This is a genomic window from Paraburkholderia hospita (genome assembly GCF_002902965.1).
Lineage (GTDB): Bacteria > Pseudomonadota > Gammaproteobacteria > Burkholderiales > Burkholderiaceae > Paraburkholderia > Paraburkholderia hospita.
Window position 1 is genome coordinate 505240 of sequence record NZ_CP026108.1, and the last position, 21796, is coordinate 527035.

Sequence of the window (21796 nt, forward strand, 5' to 3'; positions counted from 1 at the left end):
CTTCGAGATCAATATCCAGCCGAAGCCGATCAACGCGACTTGCGGCGCACCGGTCGGCCCTGACAATCGGTTCAGGTTTCCGGATACATTTGCCGTCCCGGAGCCGACCTGCGGCATGGGTACCTCACCAAGGCGTCCCAGTCTCTCGAGCACGCTACGGATTTGACTGACGGACAGGCCGGCGAAGATGAACTGCGTCAAGCTGTTTCTGTGCGGGGACGTTATGTTGGGACGCGGTATCGATCAGATACTGCCGCATCCGAACCGGCCCCATCTCTACGAGCCCTATATGCGTTCGGCGAGAGACTATGTGAGCCTCGCCGAAGCGAAAACCGGCCCATTAGCGGAGTGTGTCCCGTTCGGCTACGTGTGGGGCGATGCGCTGCCCGAACTGGAGCGCATGTGTCCTGCCGCGCGCATCATCAACCTCGAGACGGCCGTCACATCCAGCGAGGACGCATGGCCCGGAAAGGGCATCCACTACCGCATGCATCCCGCCAACGCTCCCGTCTTGAGCGCCGCGAAAATCGACTGCTGCGCGCTCGCGAATAATCATGTGCTCGACTGGGGCTATCGCGGGTTGAAGGAAACTCTGAATGCCTTGCGTTCAGCCGGCATTCATACGGCGGGCGCGGGGCAGGACGACGTCGAGGCAGCCACGCCTGCCGTGATCGAACTGGCGGGCGGCGGCAGGGTGATGATCTTCGCCTTTGCCACGGAATGCAGCGGCGCGGGCGCGGACTGGGCCGCCGATCGGGGCCGCCCCGGCGTGAACCGGCTCTCTGATCTTTCGGCTGACACCGTATGCACGATCGCCGCGCAGGTGCGAGCGGTCAGGCAGGCAGCCGACATCGTCATCGTCTCGATCCATTGGGGCGAGAACTTCGATTTCGACATACCTGCGTCGCGGCGATACTTCGCGCACGAACTCATCGATTCGGCGGGCGTGGATCTCGTACACGGCCATTCGTCGCACCACGTGAAGGGCATCGAGCTGTATCGAGGCAAACTCGTCCTGTACGGTGCCGGGGACTTCATCAACGACTATGAAGGTATCGGCGGTCAGGAAGCGTTTCGCAGCGACCTTGCGCTGATGTATTTCCCCACGCTCGACCTTGAAACAGGCTTGCTGGCCGAACTGTCGATGACGCCGACGCAGACACGCCACTTCCAAATCAACCGGGCGCCTGAAGTAGGCATTCGATGGTTACACGAAACGCTGAATCGGGAGAGTCAGCCATTGGGCGCCACCGTGGAGCGCCGCGCGAACGACACGCTCGTGCTGCGTGCGGGCGCTTAGGTGCCGAGATAACGCTCGAACCACTGCACCGCGTACCGCGCAACGGCTTCCAGTGTGCCGGGCTCTTCGAACAGGTGGGTGGCGCCGGGGACGATCACAAGATCCTTCGGACATTCGAGAAGAGCGAAAGCCTCCCGATTGACTTCGATGACAGTGGCGTCGAGCCCGCCTACCACGAGCAACGTAGGCGCCTGCGCCGCGGCGAGAAGGTCGCGTCCGGCGAGATCGGGCCTGCCGCCTCGCGAAACGATCGCCTCAACCGGGACCGACGACACGTGCGCCGCGCGGATCGCCGCAGCCGCGCCCGTGCTCGCGCCGAAGTAACCAAACGAGAGGCGTGCCGTCTGCTTTGCCGCGATCCAGGCCGTTGCTTGCGCGAGACGCACCGCCAGCAGCTCGATGTCGAAGCGGGCAGCGGGACCGGTGTCTTCCTGCTCGGAGAGCAAGTCCATCAGCAGCGTTCCGATGCTGGCCCGGTTGAGTTCGGTGGCCACGTACTGGTTACGAGGGCTGAACCGTGAACTGCCGCTGCCGTGCGCGAACAGAACCAGTGATTGAGCGTCCTGTAGCAGCGCAAGCGTGCCCATCAGGAAGGCGTCTTCCACCGGAATGGTGACTTCCTGCATTTGGAGCCGAGGGTCCATGGCATCCTCAAGCCGGGTACGACATTTTCCGACCCAATACGCGACGCGTGCGCCGTCATTCTCGCGGGCGCGCTGATGCCGAGCAAGACATCAGATTGCCCGGCAGGCTTCCGCGCATGTCCGGCACGCATCGCTGCATGTGCCGCAGTGCTCAGGTGCATGCCGCGCACATTCATCGGCGCACTCGTCACAGATCCGTGCGCAGAGTTCGCAAAACTCGGGTGCGAAATGGCTTTGTCGAGCCAACGCCGCAGATGTGAGGCGGCATAGCGAAGCGCAATCGGCGTTGAGGCGAATACATTTGGCCATGCTCACCCTGCCCGGTTCATCGAGGCAGGCGGATGCGCAGCGATCGCAGGCAGCGGCACAGGCATCGCAGGCTTCAATAGCCGGCTGATAGATTTCGGGGTTCATCGACGAAGCTCCAGACTTGAATAGAGTTGTTCGGCGTCCGCCGCGTGCTCTCCTGCAAGGCAAGGCGCAAGGTGTTGCGAATGACTTCAGGGCCGACCAGCGCGCCTCTCGTAGCAGCGTAGTCGCTAGTGTCGGTGCCGTAAAGCGAAGCTGCGAGCCGGATTTCTCGCGAATAGCTTGATTAAACGTTTCGAGTTTGATTCGCTGTACCGGTTCGCCGTGGTTCCGGACGAGATTCTTCGAGACAAGGCGACAACAGGGGGACTAACCTCACGGGTCGACGCTATCCGCGATGGCCGCTCGGTGATCCACATCCGTCTCAACCGAAGCGTCCCGGTGCGGCCCACCTCGGCCCTGGACCATCGGCGATAGCAAATGAGTGCGACCTCAACGTCGCCTCAGGTTGGGGAAGTCCCTCACATTTGAAAAACTCGGAGCGTGCTGTTTTCGAATAGCACTCAAAAAAATCGAACTCTCAGATCGATCTACAACCCGCTCGCGAGCATTAGTTAAGGGTAAAACGACCCCTGCAAACCTGGCGAGAACAACTGTCGTCGAGTTCTTCAACACAATAGGTCGAGGGCGGTCCGTCACGACAAGCGGGGTCCAGTCCCGCCATTCGAGTTATCAGTGTGACCGGCCGTCAAGCGTCGTTCGAAAGTTTCCTGCTCAGACGTCAGGCGGTCGCTCCTGCTACGAAGTCGCCGTTCCATTGCCCACTAAGCACGCCGGACGATGTACCGCTGAGTCGCGAAATCGCCAAATCATGCGAAAGTCAGTCTCCCAACATCCAGGCAAGCCGGCATTTGACGTGCAACGGCCAACGGGCCCTCATGAAGTTGACCCGCCTCGTAGACGAAATATCTGTCCTGCACTTCGAGACCGCGCGCAGCGCCATTATGAGCTTGCGAAAAAAAGTCTGGAGGACATCGCTCAAGCAGAGGACCTGGAGTGATTGCCTTGGGCTTCATCATTGAGGTCGTCAAGGGCTTCCGGGACCCCAACTAGAGTTACCGGCGGCTTGCGTCTATCCTTCTCTCACCCCTTTGGCTGCCAGCGGCGTCGACGAGGTGCTCCGCGCTCATCGATAGTGGTTACCGCTCAGCAAAAGCAAACCCAAAAAGGAGAAAACCAGATGTCACAATCGATCTCGCGGCGCGCTTTCATGGCATTCGGTGGTCTGGCCCTGGCGGGCATGCTGTCCTTGGCGCAAGCGGCGCCGGTCCCATTTGAAGTGCCATTGGTGGGTGGCCAACAGGTCCCACCGGTGCAGACTCCTGGCAGCGGCAGTGCCAGGCTCACGTACGACCCTGGTACGCGGGTCGTAACCTGGAACATCAGCTTCAGCGGATTGTCGAGTCAGGCCACAATGGCGCATTTCCACGGCCCCGCCCCGGCCGGCAAAAACGCCGACGTGAAAGTCTGGCTCTCTCAGAAGGGCAGCATGGAGATGACGAGCCCACTTAGCGGTCAGGCCACGCTATCCCCTGACGACGCCAAGATGTTCGAAGCCGGTGACATGTACATCAACGTTCACACCAAGAACCATCCGAACGGGGAGATCCGCGGCCAGGTGGTGCCGCCGAAGAGCTACTGACGCAACGACTGAAACGGCACCCTGAGATCAGGTTCGCGGCGAGCTCAGAGAAAAACCGCGAGCAGCATCACCACGGTAGCCCCGACCCCGAGCGGCAGCAGCGCCAGCAGCGCTGGCGTCTGCCGCGGCGCGTCGATGAACGAGGGCAGCAGCTTGTAGCCGGTTAGCATCGGCCGCAGCAGGTTGTGTCCCTTCGCTATTGCGTAGAGAGCGATCACGAGCACGTGCAGTGTTACCGCGGCGAGCAGCACGTCCCAAACAAGCCCGTGCAGTGTCGAGATGGCGTTGGCGAGCCACGAGGGGATCACCACACTCAACGGCCCTTCGTCGGCGATGTCGTTGTTGACGTAGAGCCCGCTCAGCGTCTCGACCAGTAACAACGCGAGGAGCAGCAGGACTATCCAGCCGCCGGCCGCATTGTGGCCCATCTGCACATCCGGCTCGCGCCGAAACAGGTGACGCAGATGACGAAGTGCAGCCGCGGGCGACGCCACGAAACTGCGAAAGCGCGCGGTCTCGCTTCCAAAGAAGCCCCACAGCAGCCGGAAAATAACCAGGGCGAGCAGCGACTCGCCGACCCGGACGTGCCAGTCGATCCAGTTCAGCTTCAAGGTGACATACGCCGCCGTAACCAGCGCGACCACCAGCCAGTGAAACAGGCGCACCGGTGCGTCCCAGACCAGCACCGGGCGGCGGGCAGGCTGTGTCTGCAGTGTTGCAAGTTCGTCGGCATCCATGTGCCGTGTCTCCTCCCGCAAGCGGCTAGAAGAGATACAGGGCCGCGATGAACACCACGCCGAAGAATAGCACCGCGGTAATGAGTTAGGCCATTGTGTCCAGCAATGAGCTACGCTACCTCGACGGATACTAAAGGCAGTTTTCCTTGCACGCGTGCGCAAAATTTTTCGCTGACGCGTGGCGTACCCACTTGGAAGTGTGTGAAATCGTCGCCGAATCGCATCGTCGATCACGCTAAGACTTATCAGGCGGCGGGCATAACCACTCCACTAGTCACGTCTACGCGCTCTGATGACGAGAGGCGATCTGCTTCATGCTCACGCCACCCACTGAAATATGAAACCCAATAGCATCGCGCGCAAACACCTGTATATCCTCGATGGGAAGAATAAGCCTGTCGAGGTGTTCGACTTCAGCGAGTGGTCGCGCTGGCGGTCTGAGAATGACCTGATTTTTCGGCGCACATTGATGGAGGAATCCGGCGTGACAATCACTACCCGCTTTCGCGGTGTATCTGAAACGGGTAGCGGAGAGCCCCTGCCGTTTGTGACCCGTGTTGCCGGCATGCAGCAGGAGCGAGACAACGAGAGCTACGGAGTCCGCACGCTCGATGAGGCGCTGGAGCAGCATGAGCGCACCCTACAGAAAATCCTCCAGATGCTGACCAGACCGTGATCGCCACAACGCGGCGGCGCACATCGTGTTATATCTGAGGCAGTCGCGCCTGTCGCGCGGGATACGACGGTGGCAGGACGCCGAGCGGCCTGCATCAGTTCTTGTGGGCCCTACATGGAAAAGCGCCATCGGCGCGCAATCAATGAATGAAGTGCTCGCTAGCGATGAGCTGCTGCAAGGACGCTGTACTACCCGTTAGGGTCGCAGTTAGCCGTTATCTACTGCCCGTTGTTCAATCCACTTCACGACCACGGAGCACTTGCGTCAGGGCGCTCCAGCTCCCTGATGTATTTCGCCCCCACGCATCAGGCGCCGCGCGATATCGGCCGTCTGCAGCGTGCCGCGTTCAGTCGGTGAATGAGCCGCGAGATAGCGGGCGACCGCAATGAGAATATGGCGACCCTCGCCAGAGTCGCCCCACACAGCAAACTGCCGGGCCCCAGCCTCCAGCATCTGATAGGCATGGAAGCCTGCATCTTCGCGCAGCACCGCAAGTGCAAGCGTGGCGATCAGCGCCTGGGGCGGATGGCCGAGCGTGAGATGGCGCGCTACCAGCATTGCCACAAGATCGACCTGTCGCTGCCGGTCGAAGGCATCGAGCAACGCGGTGCGGATCGTCTCCGGATCGGCGGGGAGGTCGTCGAGCTGATCGTTACCTTCGCCCGGGATGCCCGCCGGTGGCACGTTCAGATAACGGGCAAGGTAGAGCGCCATGGCCCCGTGCGTGATGGCGCGCACGGCCGCGACGTAGCCGTCGATGTCCTCGTTCCCGATCCGCCTGAGCATCTGCTGGACCGCGTTGGCATGGGTGAAAACGTGGTGCGCCGTCTCCCAGTCGGCGTGCTCGTTGGCATTGCCGAAGCGCGCGACGCGCAGCGCCGCGCCATAAGCGAGTGACTGTCCCAGGTCAGCAGGCGCGGCGCCAGCACGGATCGCCGCCTTCAGCGCATCAATGATTTTCGCTGGATCGTCTCCGAGCAGTTCCCGCGCCAGCGCCGCGTGCTCTGACCAGCTTTGCGAGCCGCGTCCGTCAGCGAAGAGTTGCCCCATCTCGCTGGCTGATTCGTCACACAGCGCGACAAGATCGACAGGCTGGCGCCAGGCGGTCGATTCCTCGGCGCCACGAGCGGCCACCATCTGGGCGATGATAGTCGGCAGCAAAACTGACGCGTGTTCCCAGCCGACCAGGTCGAGGCACTCAAACGCCTTGTTGACGAAGTCGAGCGAATGACCTGTGTCGGCAAACGCCCGCTCGGTGCCGGCAGAAAGCAGGGCGTCGGCGAGCGCAGCGGGTGAAACCCCCGTGGCAATCGCCGTCAACAGGGTGCGCTCAGCCGCCTCGCGGTGACGCACGTTTGTCCAGAGGCGCAGCCAACGCTTGAGCGCAGCTGGCTCCGGCCGGCTGTCTAACGGTGCACGTTCCCGCCGCGGCGCCTCGCCCGCGCAGTCCGCCGCCACACGGCGCGCGCCGTGGAACAGGGCGAGATAGGTGTCGTCCTCTTTCAGCAGCGGCAACAGATTGGCGAGCGCCGTCAGAATCGTGAGACCGACGCCCCAGCCATCGCGGTTCTGCGCTCCGAACAGCGCCACCCGTCGCACGATGTCGGCCACAGATACATCGGCCGTGAGCTGACCCTGCACGGCTTTGGCGATGACGAGTCCGAGATTGTGCGCAAGGCCATCCGCAAACCGCTGACGCCAGTGCGCCGCGGGATCGGAATGTCCAAACGTGGTCGCCACCCAGACGTCGCCATTGCGCACCTGGACCGCGCTGCTCGGCACATCGTCCGCCCAGAGGTCGAATGTGCAGCCGCTCTGCAGATCGAAGCGGGCATGGTGCCAATGACAGGTCAGGATGCCATCCTCGACAGTGCCTCGCTCGAGCGGAAAGCCCATGTGTGGGCAACGATTGTCCAGGGCGAAGACGCGCCCGCGGTCGTAGATGACGAGGATTGGACCATGGCCACCTTGCACAACGAGCCGCCCCTTCACCCTCAGCTCTTCAAGGCTTCCCACGAGCATGAATCCGTTATTCGATGCGTCCATGAGCATACCTCCCGCATTCGTCTCTCCGCGGACATCGCAGGGACATTGTAGGTACGCCGGGTCCCCGGCAACAGAAGCATGCTTTTGTTCGCCCGCACTCGCTACCCGTGAAGCAATTGCCCTGACGGGACAAAAATACGCAAATTACGCATAATATGTATTGTCTTAAGCGGAGCTACTCATGACTACTGTCACTGCCACCGATCTCGCCCGGCGCACGAATCAGGTGCTCGACGCCCTGGCTCGGGGGGAGTCTGTCACGATCACGCGCAATAACACCGTACTCGGCACAATCAATCCTCCCGTGCGCGCTGTCACGCTTCGTGAAGCCTTCGAGCGGCTCCCCAGGATGTCGCCCGAGGTTGCCGAGCGTTACAAGTCCGATATCCGCAACGCCGATTTCGACGACGAGGTGCGTGATCCGTGGCAGAAGTAATCGTTGATACGTGTGTCTGGATCGATGTCAGTCGGGGCATCCTCGACGTTGACGCGATCTACAGCCTCGCTGGGTCTGAACTGGTCCATGTCTCGGCGATCTCGCTTGGCGAACTGGCGTTCGGCGCGCAGCTCCCAAACGACGCGCGAGAGCGAGCCGAGCGAACGGCATTGCTGCGCGCCGTCGAACGGATGTCGGTGCTCGCGGTAACGCGCGAGACGACACAGTCATTCGGTCTGCTCGCGACCATGATGAAGGTGGCGGGTCGTAATTCGCGCCCGCGTTATAACGATCTCTGGATCGCCGCTCAGGCTCACGAACATCGTCTTCCGCTTCTCACGAGCAATCCTGACGACTTTCGCGCGCTCGACGTGATTGAAGTCATCGAAGCGCCGAAGGCGGCTCATTGAACGCAGGCGTCGCGCGGTTCGCTCCGACGACTTCTTTTTAGTGTCTGGCAGTCTACGGCGCGCGCTGCACCCGGAAGCAGTCGAGCGTCCATCTCCATGCTCCACTGTCCAGCATGCAGAATTCCTTGCGCAAGCCGGTGAAGTGATTCGCTCGGTGGTATCGAAGCATGAGCGCGGCGACCACGACCGCGAAAATCAGGCCGCCTGCTGGCTATCCACGACACTACCTGATGTCATTAACGTTATAGAGCGAGCGTTCGATAGTGCGTGGATGCGTGCCGGGTGAGCACCGATCATTGGTCACGGCTCGACCATCACCTCCCGAGTTGCTTTTCACTGCGCAGCGCCGGAAGACGGAGTGCGTGACTTCGCCGCCTCGGTTCAATCGAGAAACGCGGCCTCGACGATGATCTTGGCCGCTGGCCGCAGATACCTGCGCTGTGCCAGGGTGTCGCCCGGGCGAGAAACGCCAGCCGCGAGTTGAAAAACGCGGGCGCGCTGCCGACATACCCGAGTGTCCCGTCCTGCTCGAAGACGATCGCGCGCTCGATCTGATTGCCGGGAAGGTAGTCGAGATCCCCAGGCATCTGCTCAATGAGAGGGCAGGAGAGGGAAAGACGGTAAGCTGGCGCACAGACTATCCGCCCGAGCCAACAGAGAATGGCCTCGACGGGGGCGTGCTTACATCCGCGTCTGGAGATCCCTGAGGTTCGTGGCCACGAAAAAGGAAAAAATCATGAACCATCGACTGGTTGCCGCTGCTGTCCTTGTCATCCCGTCGTTGTCGCAAGCATTCCAGCCAATCCCTGTTCCCGAATGTCACGCGGCAGGCCGGGATGCTCCGGCTCAGGAGACGATAGACGCCGCAAAGTGTCGGGCTCGATGGCTGATTGCGGGGGCGTATAACCGAACGGAAGGCAATGCGATGAATGCCGTTTCAGAGTGCGCCGGCACATTCGACGAGGTTCTCAACCATCGTTTGACGGAGGGGGTGTCCCATGACGAACTGGTCGTGATGTGCTTCGACACTGCCATGCACATGGGCATCATGAAACCCGACCAGTGAAGCAGATACCACCGCCCGACGAGGTCGGTCGTACTGGATAAGCGCGACCAATGCTGCGAGATGACAATGCTTGCCCCGAAGCGGGAGCCGTCCTTGCGAACGCGCCAGCCTTCTTCTGAATACTCACCGGCGGCCCGCGCGTTTCGCAGCACTTCTTCCGGGTGTCCCGCCGAGACCTGGTGCGAGGTGTAGAGGGCAGAGAAATGCTGACCGATTATTTCGTCGGCGGTGTATCCCTCTGGACGTTGAGCCCCGGTTCCACGTCGTAACGATGCCAATTTCGCTGAGCCTGACGATTGCATGCTCGCTGACGGAGTCGACGGGAAGTTTGAAGGTGGCATTGCCGTCCTGCGGATTGCAGCATTCGCGAGACATCGGGGCAGCTGACACAGCGTTCGCTTCGTTCATCGCGACTCCCCAGTTTCGTTGCGCCAGAAGCAGGCGCATGCCGGCCCTGACGGATTCACATGAAGACAGGAGCAGTGGCCATACCGCTACGGCTGCGGGACTATGGCTGGCTGCTCGAAGTGCGGCAAGTTAGCGAAAACGGGTCGTGAACGACCGGAAACAGCACGGTGGGCGCGCGCTGACGGAGCCGGAGCGACCGTAAACGCTGCGTTCCTGGCTTTTTCGACTATTCTCTTACTACAAGACTGGACGTCCGGCGCAGTAGGAGGCAGTCGGACGGCTAGAGCAATCATGGCTTTCCACACAATGACCTCGCCTGCGCCGAGTTGACAGCCATTACCTGAAAAGAAAGTGAGCGCCAGCGGGTGTCGGTCAACAACCGGAGCCGTCGACAATGAACGAACCCAAATCGAAGAGAGACCCTGAGGGAACGCGCCGGGTTGTGTCGCACTAAGGATGGCGGGACGAGGCAGTTTCGATATGGTAAGAACTGCTTACGTAAGCAGTGAATAGAATTGGTCGGCAACGGTCCGTTCGATGGCGGCGTCTTTCATCTGCCCTTTCCTGATCATATGCATCACTTCGATGCCTTACAGGATGACGCGGGCGCAGTGAAAATTCTTGAAGCCCATCATCGGCTTGACGATACGTTTGATTGTGCGATGATCCTGTTCGACAATGTTGTTCAAATACTTGATCTGCCGGATCTTGATCGGCGTTTGCCGTTCGGCGTTGATGGCTTGCAGAGCGGCGAGATTGGCGCCGCTCTTATCCACGGTGATGGTCTGCGGCTCGCCGTTCTGGTCGATGGCCTTCTCGAAATAGCGACGCGCGGCAGCCTTGTCGCGATGGGCTCGAAGCAGGAAATCGACGGTATTGCCGGCCTTGTCCACCGCGCGGTACAGGTACTTCCACTGGCCGCCCACCTTAATATAGGTCTCATCCATCCTCCAGCTCTTGCCGACCGGTCGCTTGTGCTGGCGAAACGCTTTTTCGAATAGCGGGATGAGCTTGATGACCCAGCGGTGTACCGTCGAATGGTCCACCTCGAAACCTCGTTCTGCCATCATTTCCTCGAGGTTTCGCAGGCTCAGCGAATAAGCCACGTACCACCGCACGCACAGCAGGATTACATCGAGCGGATAGTGCAGTCGCTTCATCACCTTGCCGACGTCAGGTGGCAACGTCTTGCGTGGCGTCTTCGTCGTCTTGGCCATCGTGGTCGTCAGCAATTTCCATTAGCCGGATTTTACCTTGATGCCTTGTTGCGACAGAGCCGCTCGTAGACCCGGGGCCACGGCCACGCCTCGAGCGCCCAGGCCGGCGGACCGTCAACCGACTCAAAGCCATATTCGCCCGGGTCATCAAAAATGTCGTCGGCCGTCTCGTCCAGAATTTGCTGCATGTAGTCGACGTCACGCACGCTCATCGGATGCCACCGTTTGCGGTAGCGATCCTGCCCGCCTATGACTTTTCGTGCCGACAGATCGATGACGATCCGGTGGGACATATATGGATCGCTCGCCCACAGCGATTCCCAGCGGCCAACAGCGTACCCACGTGGCTGTGCCATCATCGGAGCAGCAGCCTTTCAACGATAGCGCTCGCTGGCTTGCCACCATCCTGATCTACGTAGAAAGCGACGGCGCCTCCGACCACGTCGTGCGAGCGGATATGCACAGCATGGTCCTTCGAGCCGCGCGATCGGGACGCGCTTCTCGGCGCAAGATCGAGCGCGTTGAACCGGATCGGATAGGTGACCAATTCGTCGCCCGTCTGAACCACGAATTGAATGCGATCGAGCCTGACTCCAGCCAGCTGCGTCCCCACGATCCTGTTCAGCACCGTGTCAAACGCCGCTTCGGAAATGTGCATCTGCGAATCGACTGCAGCACTGCGGAGCAGATGTACGATGGCACGTGCGCCGGCCGCCTGCGGGATCAAAGCGATGCGATAGCGCGCGATGTGTGGCTCCTGGTTTGCATTCGGGTATATGACGTCCTTGAACGGGCCTATGTAGGTCATGTGCATCCTTGTTGGTAAATCGCAGAACGCGTGCTCTGCGTATGACCCACGGTACGCACAACTAATAGAAGTCAAGGCGCTCGCTTTGGCGGCCCCTGCACGCTATCGCCGCAACGCCGATATATCAGGGGTTGCTGCTTTCAACGTCAAAGGTCTGCCGCAGCCTGTTGACCGTCCGATGGCTAGAAAGCCCCAGCAGATTACTCACCTGCTCGTTGGACATGCCCTCGATGAGGTGCCGACGGCCGAAGGTATTGCGCAGCAGACGCGGGCTTTCGTCGGGTGCGGAGATTTGCGCCTGACGGAGCGCTTGGCGCACGTATTCACCGAGCCTGTCTGTTTTCATGGGGGTACCGCGTGCCGTTGACACGAAGAGCCACTGCGCAGGACAGGACATTCCTGTGCGCGCGCCCTGATAAAGCCGTAGGAGATCAACGGCGAACGCATCAACGGGCACGCGTCGCGCGATACGCGGTCCGTGTTTCTTCACGAACACACTCATGCGCGAGCTGCTCGCGTCCAGATCTTCTACGACGAGCGCCCGGAGTTCTGACGCGGTTAGGCCGGTCCCGAGCAGCAACGCGACGATTGAGGCGTTGCGCAATTCCTTGAAGGAATCGAAGGCGCGAACGGCACAGGCTGATTGAAGTCGAACGTCATCGGCAGAACCCAGGAAGACAGGCGCCGGCTCCTCTTCTGGCCAGCGCTCGCTCGACAGGAGGTTGCTGGCTGGATTACCAGTGCGAAGCTCAAGCGCGATCAGGTGTCGGGCGAGACGATCAATCAGCTTAAGGTATCGCTGGCGCGTTGACGTGCCGGGCCTGCAACTGCCATCGAGCTCGGCAAAGAAGCTGTCGATATGGTCGACGCCGAATGCGACCACATTGCTGCGGTGAGCAATCAGGTATCGGTTGAGCCGACGAAACATCGACAGGTGCTGAACAATCGATTGCTCCGCAAAGGCGCGACGATCGGCGCCAGTCGCCTCGACACGCTGCCATTCGACGTATGCATCTTCGGGACTTCGCAGCCACTGTTCCGGGTCCATAAACCTATATACTGAATTTACGTCTCCCCATACTACTGCGAAGCTACCGCTTCGCCAACCCGTTTTGCAAAGGGAAGGGGGTGCCATTGTCCACGCAGACCAGACCAAAGGTGCAGGCCCGGGGAAGCCGAGGCTGATTCGATGGCATTCGACTTCGCAGCGCAAATTGAAGCGCGGAAGTCCCGCCACTCGAACACGATCGCACATCGTGCTATCCAGATGGATCGTTGGATGACGTCCGCGACACGACGCGCTACATCTGCGGGCGGTGACCAGTACCGACTTGCCTCCTGAATCACTTCCCTGGCAGCGAGCCTGCGCGTCTTTTGACGCGCAGGCTCTTTTTTTACACGGTGGTGTGTGACCAACCCTTGCCAGCGTCGCTCACGGGCAAGGCCGCTGGCAGGTTTTTCCGAGGAAATGAGGTAGTTCAAGGCTGTCAGCGATGCTTGCTACTGAGGACGGGCGAACTCCTCGTAATACCCGAAAATGCGGCACGAAAACTTCGGGATTAGACGATGGCAAAGCCTCCGGTAGTTGAACTTCATCAAATTCGCCATGCGCTGAAAGTTGCAGCCGTGACGGGGCAATCCCCCGTTCGCGATGTTGCACTTCTGCTGCTGTTATATGGCACTGGCCTCACGCCGAATGAGGCCGCCACGCTCCTGATTTCAGACTACTTGGAAGCGAACGGAGCGGTGCGTGTTCAATCAACGGTCCGCGCCGAAATCGCGTTTAACGGCAAGGCTCGCCCGTTGATCTGGGCAAGCTCCAAAATCCGCCAGGCAATTGATGACTACCTTGCGTATCGGCTCGCGGCGCGGCAGGGCGTTACAACCACTCCATCGGCGTACCGTGGATTGGACGCTTACGCTTCACTTTTTAGGGCGAGCGACGGAGAACCGTTCACCTTTACCCGGCGGGTGACAGGAAGCGGCGCAGTAAGCTATTCCTGTGAAACCCTGACGGAGATTGTCCGGCGACTGCATCAGCAGGCGGGCATAGAAGGCGGCAACGCATCAGCGGCGAGGCGCACGTTCGCTGTGCGCCTGCATCGGGACGGTCGCTCGCTGAAACTTATTCAGCAACTGCTTGGAGTTTCGAGCCTGTCTGCCGTTAAGAACCTGATTCAAGGCGATCCAGTTCACCTGTCGTCCATAGTAAGCGGGGTGATCTGACGGACCAACGAGACCGCGAAACGGCGCTGGTACGATTGCGGATTTGGTTATAACATTGTGTTGACGTGCGTTTCGCAATGGCATAACATTGTACTTACGGTGGACTTATGAAAACAACGATTCGCAGGATGGGTAATTCGCAGGGCGTGCTGATTCCAAAGCCCGTCCTCGCGCAGTTGGGACTGGAGAACGAAGTGGAAATGGAAGTTGAAAACGACGCGATTGTGCTGCGTCGCCCCCGCCATAAGGCTCGCGACGGTTGGGCTGAGGCGAGCAAGGCGCTTGCTGAGAGCGGTGACGACGCGCTGGTGATGGGTGAGTTTGGCAACGCCGACGATGCGGAGCTTGCATGGTAGTGCGCGGCGAAGTCTGGCTCGTTGCGCTCGATCCGACGCTAGGTAGCGAGATTCAAAAGACGCGGCCATGTGTCGTGGTATCGCCGCCGGAAATGCACGACCATCTGCGGACGGTCATCGTCGCGCCGATGACTTCCAAGGGCCGCCCTGCGCCGTTTCGCATACCCGTGACGTTCAAACGGAAACAGGGGTTGATCCTGCTGGATCAGATTCGCGCGGTAGACAAGGTGCGGCTGGTAAAGAAAGAAGGCGTGATTGCCGATAAGACGATGTTGGACACCCTGCGTACCTTGCAGGAAGTGTTCGCGGAATAGGAAAATTCTATGAAACTCACGCGAATCAACGTCTGCACGCTCGTTCTGGCCGTGGTCCTAGCTGCACTCATCACGCCGGTCTAAAGGACCTTGTAGCGCAGATTCCGGCGACCGCATCGAGCATGTCCAGATGGTTGGTCATCGGGTTTCTCTACGCAGTCCAAGGCGCTTCGGCACTGTATGGTGCGCGGTCGCTTTCGCGGTGGATTTTTGCGCACGCGACGGGCGATAAGAGCGCGTCGCATTGAATTGTGAACAGGACGGAAAAGCCGGTGCATCCGGCGCAAGGAGAAGCGATGGAACACGAAGCACTCTACGATGCAATCCAGAATGCGTTTGGCGTACTCGCCGCGCATGGCGGCAGGATCGAAGACGAACATCGCGCTCTCGTTGCTGGGCTGATCGAGCGATGCGAGATTGCCGCGATGAACACAGATGCCGACCTTGGGCCGTGGGAGCGCAGAGAATTCGCTTTGGCTCGTGCGGCGCACGCAGCTGGCTGGCTTCGCTTGTCCTTGACTGCGGCGCATAAGGCGTTGCAGGTAAGCGAGTTGCCGAGGGATCAATACGATTACGGTTGGACCTACAGCCAGCATCAGATTGAAAAGTCTGCTGATTGACCGGAAAAGCGGTTCCGCCCCCAACAAGGAAAGCGATGAAAACCTACACCTACGAGGAAATCACGGCAGCGGCCAAGCAAATCGTCGCTGACGAGTTGAATCGCGCGGAGAAGGAGCCGAACTCGGAATCGGCTCGGCATCTTCGCGGCTACGCTGTGGGCGCATGGCTGCTGTGGCAGACGGTCACGGGCAACGAGGCAGGCAACCCGACTCGCCGCGAGGACAGCAAGGCATTCAAGAAGCTGCTTGGTTTGCCCGATTGATCGGTGAATAGCTAGGAAAACCGCGGCGCGATCAAATCTGAAGTGCAACACCTTCCTCGTGTAAGGTGTGCACATGCAAAAAAGAAGAACGTATCAACAGCTTCAGCCTGAAGAACGCATAACCATTGCAAGCATGAAGCAGCAGGGTTCGAGTGTTCGGGCCATGGCCCGAATACTCGGGCGCCCGGCATCAACCGTGAGCCGCGAGCTGACCAGAAACACGTGTTCTGCCGTGGGCTATGCGTCTGCGCCGGCGCAGTCGCTCAGCACGAGCCGACGCGAGGCTGCGCGCCCATGTCCCAAGCTGCACCCTCAAAGCGTGTCGTGGCGCGTCGTACTCACCCTGCTGGAATGGAAGTGGTCGCCCCAGCAGATCTCAGGTACCCTCAAACGAATGTGGCCCAACGATCCGACCCAGCACGTCTCGCACGAGACCATCTACACTGCCATCTATGCGCAGCCACGCGGTGAGCTGCGCCGCCAGCTTATCGCCTGTCTGCGCCACGGCCACAGCACGCGTATGTCACGCAAGCGGGGCACTGACCGGCGCGGCCAGATCCCCGACATGGTGAGCATCCATGTGCGCCCGCCTGAGGTCGACGACCGGGTGATGCCAGGTCACTGGGAAGGCGACTTCATAAAGGGCGTCGGCAACCAGTCTTCCGTCGGCGTGCTGGTTGAGCGCACCAGTCGCCTGGTGCTGCTGGCGAAGATGGAAGACGCCACCGCCGCCTCGGCACTGGCGGGCTTCACTGCCAAACTGAATTCGATCGCCGCACCACTGCGCCAGAGCTTTACCTACGACCAGGGTAAGGAAATGACCCGGCATCAGGAGCTCAGCGCCGCCACCGGCGTGCGCGTGTACTTCTGCGATCCGCACAGTCCATGGCAACGCGGTACCTGCGAGAACACCAACGGGCTGCTGCGGCAGTATCTGCCGAAGGGCACTGACCTCTCGATCTACAGTCAGGACGAACTCGATGGCATCGCCGACAGCCTCAACAGCCGACCTCGCGCTACCCATGCATTTCATTCACCATTCGAGGTCTTCGAACGTATGCTCGCAACCGCTTCGATAACCTCAGCTTCCATTCATTAGCCCCCTGTTGCGCTTCACTCTTGAAACCGCCCGCTTTAATTTTGACCGTTTTCGAAATAAAAGACAAATGCCGACTTACATTCTGAGCCTGATCTCGTCAGCGGGCGTAAGCGCCGCGTTATGCGGCGCACTGGTGTTCCTCGCGCGCAATTGGATTGGCGAGCGACTCAAGCGTGCTATAGGGGCAGAATACGACTCGAAGCTTGAGGTACACAAAGCGCAGTTACAAGCCTCGAACGCCGAGCGCCTCGAATCGTTCAAAGCTCAACTGGCCATGCAGTCAGCGAGGGACGGCGCCGTACATGCGGCTCTTGTGAAGTACCGCTTCGATGCCATCAAAGCAGTGCTTGGCCCCTTGTTGGAATTTCATGAGGCCGTTGCGGCCCTCGTGAACCCGCTGCAGCTTAACGGCGGACCGGATTTAGACCAGAGAGTTGAACGCGTGCTTCAGGCTCAGAAAGCCTTCGTGGAGGCCTATCAACCTAATCGGATCTTTTTACCCAAACGCTGTGCTGATCACGTTGCCGAGATCCGATCGAAGCTTGTAAGCAACGCGAATGTCTTTACGCAAATTGTGAATCCAGCGATCAAAGGCACTGGAATCAACGATCCATACACCAAGTGGAACGAAGTTTACGTTAGCGTTTCCTCGGAAGTTCGCAGGACCATTGCAGAAATGGAATCGGAGATGCGTACATTGATGGGCGACGAGCGAAGTTGACGCGGTTAAAGCGTGGGCCGCCTAAGTAGCCCGCAATGCCATATGAACACCTACGAAACGAATAGGTATCGGAAAACGTTATGACGGAGCAAAACATAGAGCAATTGAGGGATCGACTCGCGAGAGCCGAGTCAGAGCGGGATGCTTGGCGAGATAAATCTGAGCACCACTACAAGATGGCGTGTGCTCTGGTGGAGGCTCTCTGTAAGCAACTCGTTGCAGCGGAGTCTTCTCAGTCCTGAAACCTGATGATTGGACCGGAATGGTCGCGGAGGCAGCGTAATGGCGAGTCACGTACTCACTCAGTTCCCGCAAGACGAGCAGGATGATTTCGCAGCCGTGTGCCGGAAGAACGGCCGTGCCGTCAGAGAATTCCAAGTGGTGGACGAAGACCAGTATCCGAGTGGCGGCAGGGTCGGGCCAATTGGCCGGCAAGTGACCATGGCGCTGCGCGGTAGGTCAGCCGTGGCTCTATACGATGGCGGACACGGCGGCGCCTGGATCGCCGATTTCGAGAACGACTTGAAGGCAGGATCGTTCGAGTGAGACAACAAAGCGGAAAATAGGCCAATGGGATGATTATCAAGGCAGAGAAGTTTGGCGGTTTTGTCGCGATAAGCGATGAGGGTTCAGCAAGCCGGCATTAGATTAGGATGCCTTATGTGATCAGCAAGTAAAATTGAACGGCGACACTGCGGGTGGTGTCGCCACTCGTCTGGCCCTTGCGGATCATGTGCATGAGCTCGATACCGGAGAGGATGATGCGCGCGCAGCAGAAATCCTTGAAGCCCATCATCGGCCTGATGATTCGTTTGATCGCGCGATGGTCCTGTTCCACAATATTGTTCAGGTACTTGACCTATCGGATCCGGATCGGCATTTCCCGTTCGGCGTTCAGGGCATCAAGTGCGGCCAAGTTCGCGCCGCTCTTGTCGATGGTGACCGTCTCAGGTTCTCCATTGTTCCCAATCGCCTTTTCGAAGTAACGTCGGGCAGCGACCTTGTCACGACGGGCGCGCAATAGGAAGTCGACCGTGCTGCCGGCCTTGTCGGCTGCGCGATACAAATACTTCCACTGGCCACCTACCTTGATATACGTTTCATCCATTCTCCAGCTCTTCCCCACGGGTCGCTTGTACTGGCGAAACGCCTTTTCGAACAGCGGCACGAGTTTGATGACCCCGCGGTGCAGCGTCGAGTGGTCAACGTTGACACCGCGCTCGGCCATCATCTCTTCGAGATTGCGCAGACTCAACGCATAAGCCACATACCACCGCACGCATATCAAAATTACATCAAGCGGATAGTGAAGGCGCTTGAGTACCTTGCCGATTCCGGGCGGCAACGACGTCTTCGACTTCGACATTCCGGTCTTCATGTAGTTGGAGAGGCGGGCGAATTCTACCGCAGTGCCTTACTGCGACACTGCCTCCCGGTGCGTACGTTCACCGACTGGCGCGACCCGTCACCGGGCTTCTTCGAGATCGACGTGGTCGAACACTGCGGCGGCTCGAAGACAGACGGGGAGTTCGTCCACACGCTGACGTTGACCGACATCGCCAGCGGCTGGACAGAATGCGTGGCCATGCGGACGCGCAATCAGATGCTGATTATCGAAGCGTTTGACAAGGTGGCCGCTGAGCTGCCATTCGCGATGCTTGGAGTCGATTCGGATAACGACAGTGCGTTCATGAACCAGAACGTCTTCGACTACTGCAAGGGACATGGTCTTGAGCAAACCCGCTCGCGGGCTTACAAGAAGAACGATCAGGCTTGGGTAGAGCAGAAGAATGGCTCCGTGGTACGGCGGCTCGTCGGTTACGGCCGCCTGAGCGGCGCCGATGCCAGGAACGCGCTCGCGCGGCTATACGCGTCATCGCGTCTATACATTAACTTCTTCCAGCCTTCATCGCCGGCGCAAGGTAGACCACATTCAAGCTGAAGTCCAAGACGCGCGATGGTGCTCGTGTGCACAAGGGGAAAAGCTGAAGGCGCAGTTCAACAGCCTCGATCCTGTGCGACTGTTGCAGGATATCCGAACGGCTCAGCAGACATTGAGCGAGCTCGCGGCCCACGGTGTGCGCGCTGAAGCAGCGTCGGCAGGCGAATCAGATGTTGCCGTGTTCCTCGCGAGCCTCTCCTCGGCGTGGAAGGAGGGGGAAGCACGTCCGACGCACCGAATGCAACCCAAGGCCAAGCACTGGTGGAAAACCCGGGTGGATCCGTTCGCCGACGTGTGGCCGGTCATTGAAGGATGGCTGATCGCCGAGCCCACTGTTGCCGTCAACAAATTGATGGAACGGTTGGCGACGATGGTTCCGGACGCCTATGCAAGCAAGACACAACTACGAACGTTGCATCGTCGGGTCAAGGCATGGCGCGCCTAGCGTGTGAGAGAAATGGTTCTGGGCAGCCTGCGCCAATGCACCGAAACGCCGACTGAAGCGTGAATTGCAGAAAAGTTGAAGCCGGCGGGGGCCGGGCGCTTCGCGCCCGGCAAACCATGAAAGAAAAGAAGAGAGAAAGCGAAACGACAACAATCCGTCGGGTAACATTCCTTCGTGAGGCAACATGCATGCCATGGACAAGGCGGAGACGCATGGCCCGAACTGTCATTGTTGTCGATTTCGATCTACGCGACCTGCAGCCTACCTGCTATGGTTAATTAGGCGGATCACTGGCGCTGGGCTGATTTGCGTGATGCCCGAGCCCCTGAACGCGTGAATGCGTCGATGTGACATCCGAGTTCGCACGATAGCTGTCAGGCACGAACATCAAGGGCAGGACGGCGTGCCCTTGGTGTTCGTGATGTGCGTGCTCGCCAACCATGCCGGCCACCGCGACGATTCGTCATGAAAAAGTGGGATCCGCGACGCAAAACCGGCAGGAGGAGGCGAGTATGGACACCGTGATGAAGGCGCCTAGGAAGGGCAAGGCCGAATTCAGTAACATCGCGGAGGACGTCCCGGTCGTTCGCTCCCGCGCAGAACGCCTCGCCGCAGGCCAGGCGTTGCGTGAAAGCGTGCCGCGCAGCGGTCATGGCGACTGGACACCGTCGGCCCAGCGCCGCGACCCCATAGAGATCCTGGAAGAATCGAATCAGGATCGATTGCCGGAATTGGTCCCAATCCGCTATGGCCGTATGCTCCGCAGTCCATTCACGTTCCTGCGCGGCTCAGCGGCGCTCATGGCCTACGATCTCGCTACGACTCCAAGCACAGGTCTTCGGGTGCAAGCCTGCGGAGACTGCCACCTGTTGAATTTTGGCTTGTTTGCCACCCCGGAGCGCAATCTAGTTTTTGATCTAAATGACTTTGACGAAACGCTGCCGGCACCTTGGGAATGGGATCTGAAACGGTTAGCCGTCAGTTTCGCCGTGGCAGGACGCGATAACCAGTTGCCGGACGCAGATTGCCGGAGAGGCGTCCTAGAATGCGTGCGCATATATCGAGAGCGCCTGCGGGAGTATTCCCGAATGAACCCTTTGGAAGTCTGGTACACCCGCCTGGACATGAGAACCCTGATTGCGATGGCACCCGACGAAAAGGTCAAAAAGATGCGCGAGCAATTGGCGGAAAAAGCCCGCCAGCGTGTTATTGAAAACCTCTTTCCAAAGATTGTCGGCGAAGTGGCTGGGCGACGCCGCTTTGTCGACCAACCGCCACTTATCTTCCACGTCAGTGATGCGGGCTTCGAGGAGCGGGTTCGTGAGGCGCTAGCCGACTATCGCCAGTCGCTCTCCAATGAGCGCCGTGTCCTTCTGGATCACTACCACCTGGAGGACTTCGCCGTGAAGGTCGTGGGTATTGGCAGCGTTGGCACGCGGTGCTTTATCGGGTTGTTTTTTGACGAGGAAGACCATCCCCTGATTCTCCAGTTCAAGGAAGAGCGCCGGTCGGTCCTCGAACCCTATGCGGGAAAGAGCCAATATGAGAATCAGGGTGAGCGTGTCGTCATGGGACAACGGCTGATGCAGTCTTCCAGCGACATCTTCCTGGGATGGTTGCGAGGACAGCGAGGCTATGACTTTTTTGTGCGCCAGTTGCGGGACATGAAGATGTCTGCGCCGGCCGAGGAAGTCAGCCCTGCGCAGCTCAAACGCTATGCCGGGCTCTGCGGCTGGACCTTAGCCCGCGCCCATGCCAAGTCCGGGGACGCCACGACCATCAGTGGCTATTTGGGCAAGGGCGACGCCTTTGACGAGGCCATCGGCGCGTTTTCCCTCGCCTACGCCGATCAGACGGAGCGTGACCACGCGGCGCTGGTGAAGGCGGTAGGTGCCGGCAGGCTGGATGCTCTCGCTGAAGAGTAGTGCGCTGCCCCCCCACTCGCACGCAGCAGGCGCTTGCGCACGACCGGTCGCGAGCGCTTCCTTCAAGCCTGGCCTGTAACCCGCCGGCAAAACCCGTGCAACTCCAGCTCCACTCATCGCGACGAG

The 21796-nt window shown here is 59.7% G+C and carries 24 protein-coding genes and 2 pseudogenes; 17 read left to right on the plus strand and 9 right to left on the minus strand.

Translation table 11 applies throughout. The features are described from left to right. Positions 1–187 precede the first annotated feature (187 nt). Entirely contained in the window at positions 188–1300 is a 1113-nt protein-coding gene (locus C2L64_RS46645; protein WP_103154092.1) for a CapA family protein, read from the plus strand. On the opposite strand, the gene C2L64_RS46650 is transcribed toward C2L64_RS46645, so the two are convergent. After that, positions 1297–1926, minus strand: coding sequence for a dienelactone hydrolase family protein (locus tag C2L64_RS46650; RefSeq protein ID WP_103154093.1), 630 nt, complete (start codon positions 1924–1926; stop codon positions 1297–1299). The genes C2L64_RS46645 and C2L64_RS46650 overlap by 4 nt on opposite strands. 108 nt (positions 1927–2034) lie before the next feature. Then, positions 2035–2358 carry a four-helix bundle copper-binding protein gene (locus C2L64_RS46655; RefSeq protein ID WP_007590350.1) on the minus strand — a complete coding sequence of 108 codons (324 nt, stop codon included), beginning with the start codon at positions 2356–2358 and terminating at the stop codon, positions 2035–2037. A 1135-nt stretch (positions 2359–3493) separates the two neighbouring features. Here C2L64_RS46655 and C2L64_RS46660 point away from each other — a divergent pair. Beyond that, positions 3494–3955 (plus strand): CHRD domain-containing protein, encoded by a 462-nt coding sequence (locus tag C2L64_RS46660; protein WP_103154367.1) that lies wholly within the window; start codon positions 3494–3496, stop codon positions 3953–3955. Between the two features lie 44 nt (positions 3956–3999). Here C2L64_RS46660 and C2L64_RS46665 read toward each other — a convergent pair whose 3' ends face one another. Continuing rightward, the gene (locus C2L64_RS46665) at positions 4000–4692 is read right to left on the minus strand and encodes a cytochrome b/b6 domain-containing protein (protein ID WP_103154094.1); all 693 of its coding nucleotides are present in this window, start codon (positions 4690–4692) and stop codon (positions 4000–4002) included. A 337-nt stretch (positions 4693–5029) separates the two neighbouring features. Between C2L64_RS46665 and C2L64_RS46670 the strand changes: the two genes are divergently transcribed. Beyond that, positions 5030–5368, plus strand: coding sequence for a hypothetical protein (locus C2L64_RS46670; protein ID WP_103154095.1), 339 nt, complete (start codon positions 5030–5032; stop codon positions 5366–5368). Positions 5369–5632: 264 nt separating this feature from the next. Here C2L64_RS46670 and C2L64_RS46675 read toward each other — a convergent pair whose 3' ends face one another. After that, on the minus strand, positions 5633–7414 hold the full coding sequence (locus C2L64_RS46675; protein ID WP_208648316.1) for a Rieske (2Fe-2S) protein: 1782 nt from the start codon (positions 7412–7414) through the stop codon (positions 5633–5635). Positions 7415–7595: 181 nt separating this feature from the next. Between C2L64_RS46675 and C2L64_RS46680 the strand changes: the two genes are divergently transcribed. The 3 genes from C2L64_RS46680 (at position 7596) to C2L64_RS46695 (ending at position 9326) form a co-directional block, all read left to right on the plus strand. Beyond that, positions 7596–7850 (plus strand): type II toxin-antitoxin system Phd/YefM family antitoxin, encoded by a 255-nt coding sequence (locus tag C2L64_RS46680; protein WP_007590358.1) that lies wholly within the window; start codon positions 7596–7598, stop codon positions 7848–7850. Next, the gene (locus C2L64_RS46685) at positions 7838–8260 is read left to right on the plus strand and encodes a type II toxin-antitoxin system VapC family toxin (RefSeq protein WP_086910435.1); all 423 of its coding nucleotides are present in this window, start codon (positions 7838–7840) and stop codon (positions 8258–8260) included. The genes C2L64_RS46680 and C2L64_RS46685 overlap by 13 nt, the downstream gene beginning before the upstream one ends. Before the next feature lie 736 nt (positions 8261–8996). Continuing rightward, positions 8997–9326 carry a hypothetical protein gene (locus C2L64_RS46695; RefSeq protein WP_039901804.1) on the plus strand — a complete coding sequence of 110 codons (330 nt, stop codon included), beginning with the start codon at positions 8997–8999 and terminating at the stop codon, positions 9324–9326. Between the two features lie 902 nt (positions 9327–10228). Here the strand turns inward: C2L64_RS46695 and C2L64_RS46700 are convergent. The 4 genes and pseudogenes from C2L64_RS46700 to C2L64_RS46715 form a co-directional block, all read right to left on the minus strand. Continuing rightward, a pseudogene (locus tag C2L64_RS46700) lies at positions 10229–10951 on the minus strand (IS6 family transposase). Positions 10952–10983: 32 nt separating this feature from the next. Next, positions 10984–11244 carry a hypothetical protein gene (locus tag C2L64_RS46705; protein WP_158660618.1) on the minus strand — a complete coding sequence of 87 codons (261 nt, stop codon included), beginning with the start codon at positions 11242–11244 and terminating at the stop codon, positions 10984–10986. Between the two features lie 62 nt (positions 11245–11306). Next, positions 11307–11765 (minus strand): hypothetical protein, encoded by a 459-nt coding sequence (locus C2L64_RS46710; RefSeq protein WP_158660619.1) that lies wholly within the window; start codon positions 11763–11765, stop codon positions 11307–11309. Between the two features lie 118 nt (positions 11766–11883). After that, positions 11884–12807 (minus strand): tyrosine-type recombinase/integrase, encoded by a 924-nt coding sequence (locus C2L64_RS46715; protein ID WP_103154100.1) that lies wholly within the window; start codon positions 12805–12807, stop codon positions 11884–11886. A gap of 518 nt (positions 12808–13325) precedes the next feature. Between C2L64_RS46715 and C2L64_RS46720 the strand changes: the two genes are divergently transcribed. From C2L64_RS46720 to C2L64_RS46755, 8 genes are all read left to right on the plus strand, one after another. Beyond that, a complete protein-coding gene (locus tag C2L64_RS46720; protein WP_103154101.1) occupies positions 13326–13985 on the plus strand; it encodes a tyrosine-type recombinase/integrase in 660 nt (219 codons plus the stop codon). A gap of 107 nt (positions 13986–14092) precedes the next feature. Next, positions 14093–14341 carry an AbrB/MazE/SpoVT family DNA-binding domain-containing protein gene (locus tag C2L64_RS46725; protein ID WP_103154102.1) on the plus strand — a complete coding sequence of 83 codons (249 nt, stop codon included), beginning with the start codon at positions 14093–14095 and terminating at the stop codon, positions 14339–14341. After that, positions 14335–14655, plus strand: coding sequence for a type II toxin-antitoxin system PemK/MazF family toxin (locus C2L64_RS46730; RefSeq protein ID WP_103154103.1), 321 nt, complete (start codon positions 14335–14337; stop codon positions 14653–14655). The genes C2L64_RS46725 and C2L64_RS46730 overlap by 7 nt, the downstream gene beginning before the upstream one ends. A 296-nt stretch (positions 14656–14951) precedes the next feature. Next, positions 14952–15275 (plus strand): hypothetical protein, encoded by a 324-nt coding sequence (locus C2L64_RS46735; protein WP_158660620.1) that lies wholly within the window; start codon positions 14952–14954, stop codon positions 15273–15275. Between the two features lie 35 nt (positions 15276–15310). Then, positions 15311–15538 carry a hypothetical protein gene (locus tag C2L64_RS46740; protein ID WP_103154105.1) on the plus strand — a complete coding sequence of 76 codons (228 nt, stop codon included), beginning with the start codon at positions 15311–15313 and terminating at the stop codon, positions 15536–15538. Positions 15539–15611: 73 nt separating this feature from the next. After that, positions 15612–16637 (plus strand): IS30 family transposase, encoded by a 1026-nt coding sequence (locus C2L64_RS46745; protein ID WP_103154106.1) that lies wholly within the window; start codon positions 15612–15614, stop codon positions 16635–16637. A gap of 67 nt (positions 16638–16704) precedes the next feature. Beyond that, positions 16705–17358, plus strand: coding sequence for a hypothetical protein (locus tag C2L64_RS46750; protein ID WP_103154107.1), 654 nt, complete (start codon positions 16705–16707; stop codon positions 17356–17358). 282 nt (positions 17359–17640) lie between these two features. Beyond that, complete coding sequence (locus C2L64_RS46755; RefSeq protein ID WP_103154108.1) at positions 17641–17904, plus strand: hypothetical protein; 264 nt, start codon at positions 17641–17643, stop codon at positions 17902–17904. 112 nt (positions 17905–18016) lie between these two features. Here the strand turns inward: C2L64_RS46755 and C2L64_RS46760 are convergent. Continuing rightward, a pseudogene (locus C2L64_RS46760) lies at positions 18017–18736 on the minus strand (IS6 family transposase). A gap of 57 nt (positions 18737–18793) precedes the next feature. Between C2L64_RS46760 and C2L64_RS55390 the strand changes: the two are divergent. From C2L64_RS55390 to C2L64_RS46770, 3 genes are all read left to right on the plus strand, one after another. Next, positions 18794–19300, plus strand: a complete 507-nt coding sequence (locus tag C2L64_RS55390; protein WP_244212257.1) for an integrase catalytic domain-containing protein — start codon at positions 18794–18796, stop codon at positions 19298–19300. Next, a complete protein-coding gene (locus C2L64_RS55395) occupies positions 19200–19745 on the plus strand; it encodes a hypothetical protein (RefSeq protein ID WP_244212258.1) in 546 nt (181 codons plus the stop codon). The genes C2L64_RS55390 and C2L64_RS55395 overlap by 101 nt, the downstream gene beginning before the upstream one ends. 512 nt (positions 19746–20257) lie before the next feature. After that, positions 20258–21670, plus strand: coding sequence for a DUF2252 domain-containing protein (locus tag C2L64_RS46770; RefSeq protein ID WP_103154368.1), 1413 nt, complete (start codon positions 20258–20260; stop codon positions 21668–21670). The last annotated feature ends 126 nt before the right edge of the window (positions 21671–21796 follow it).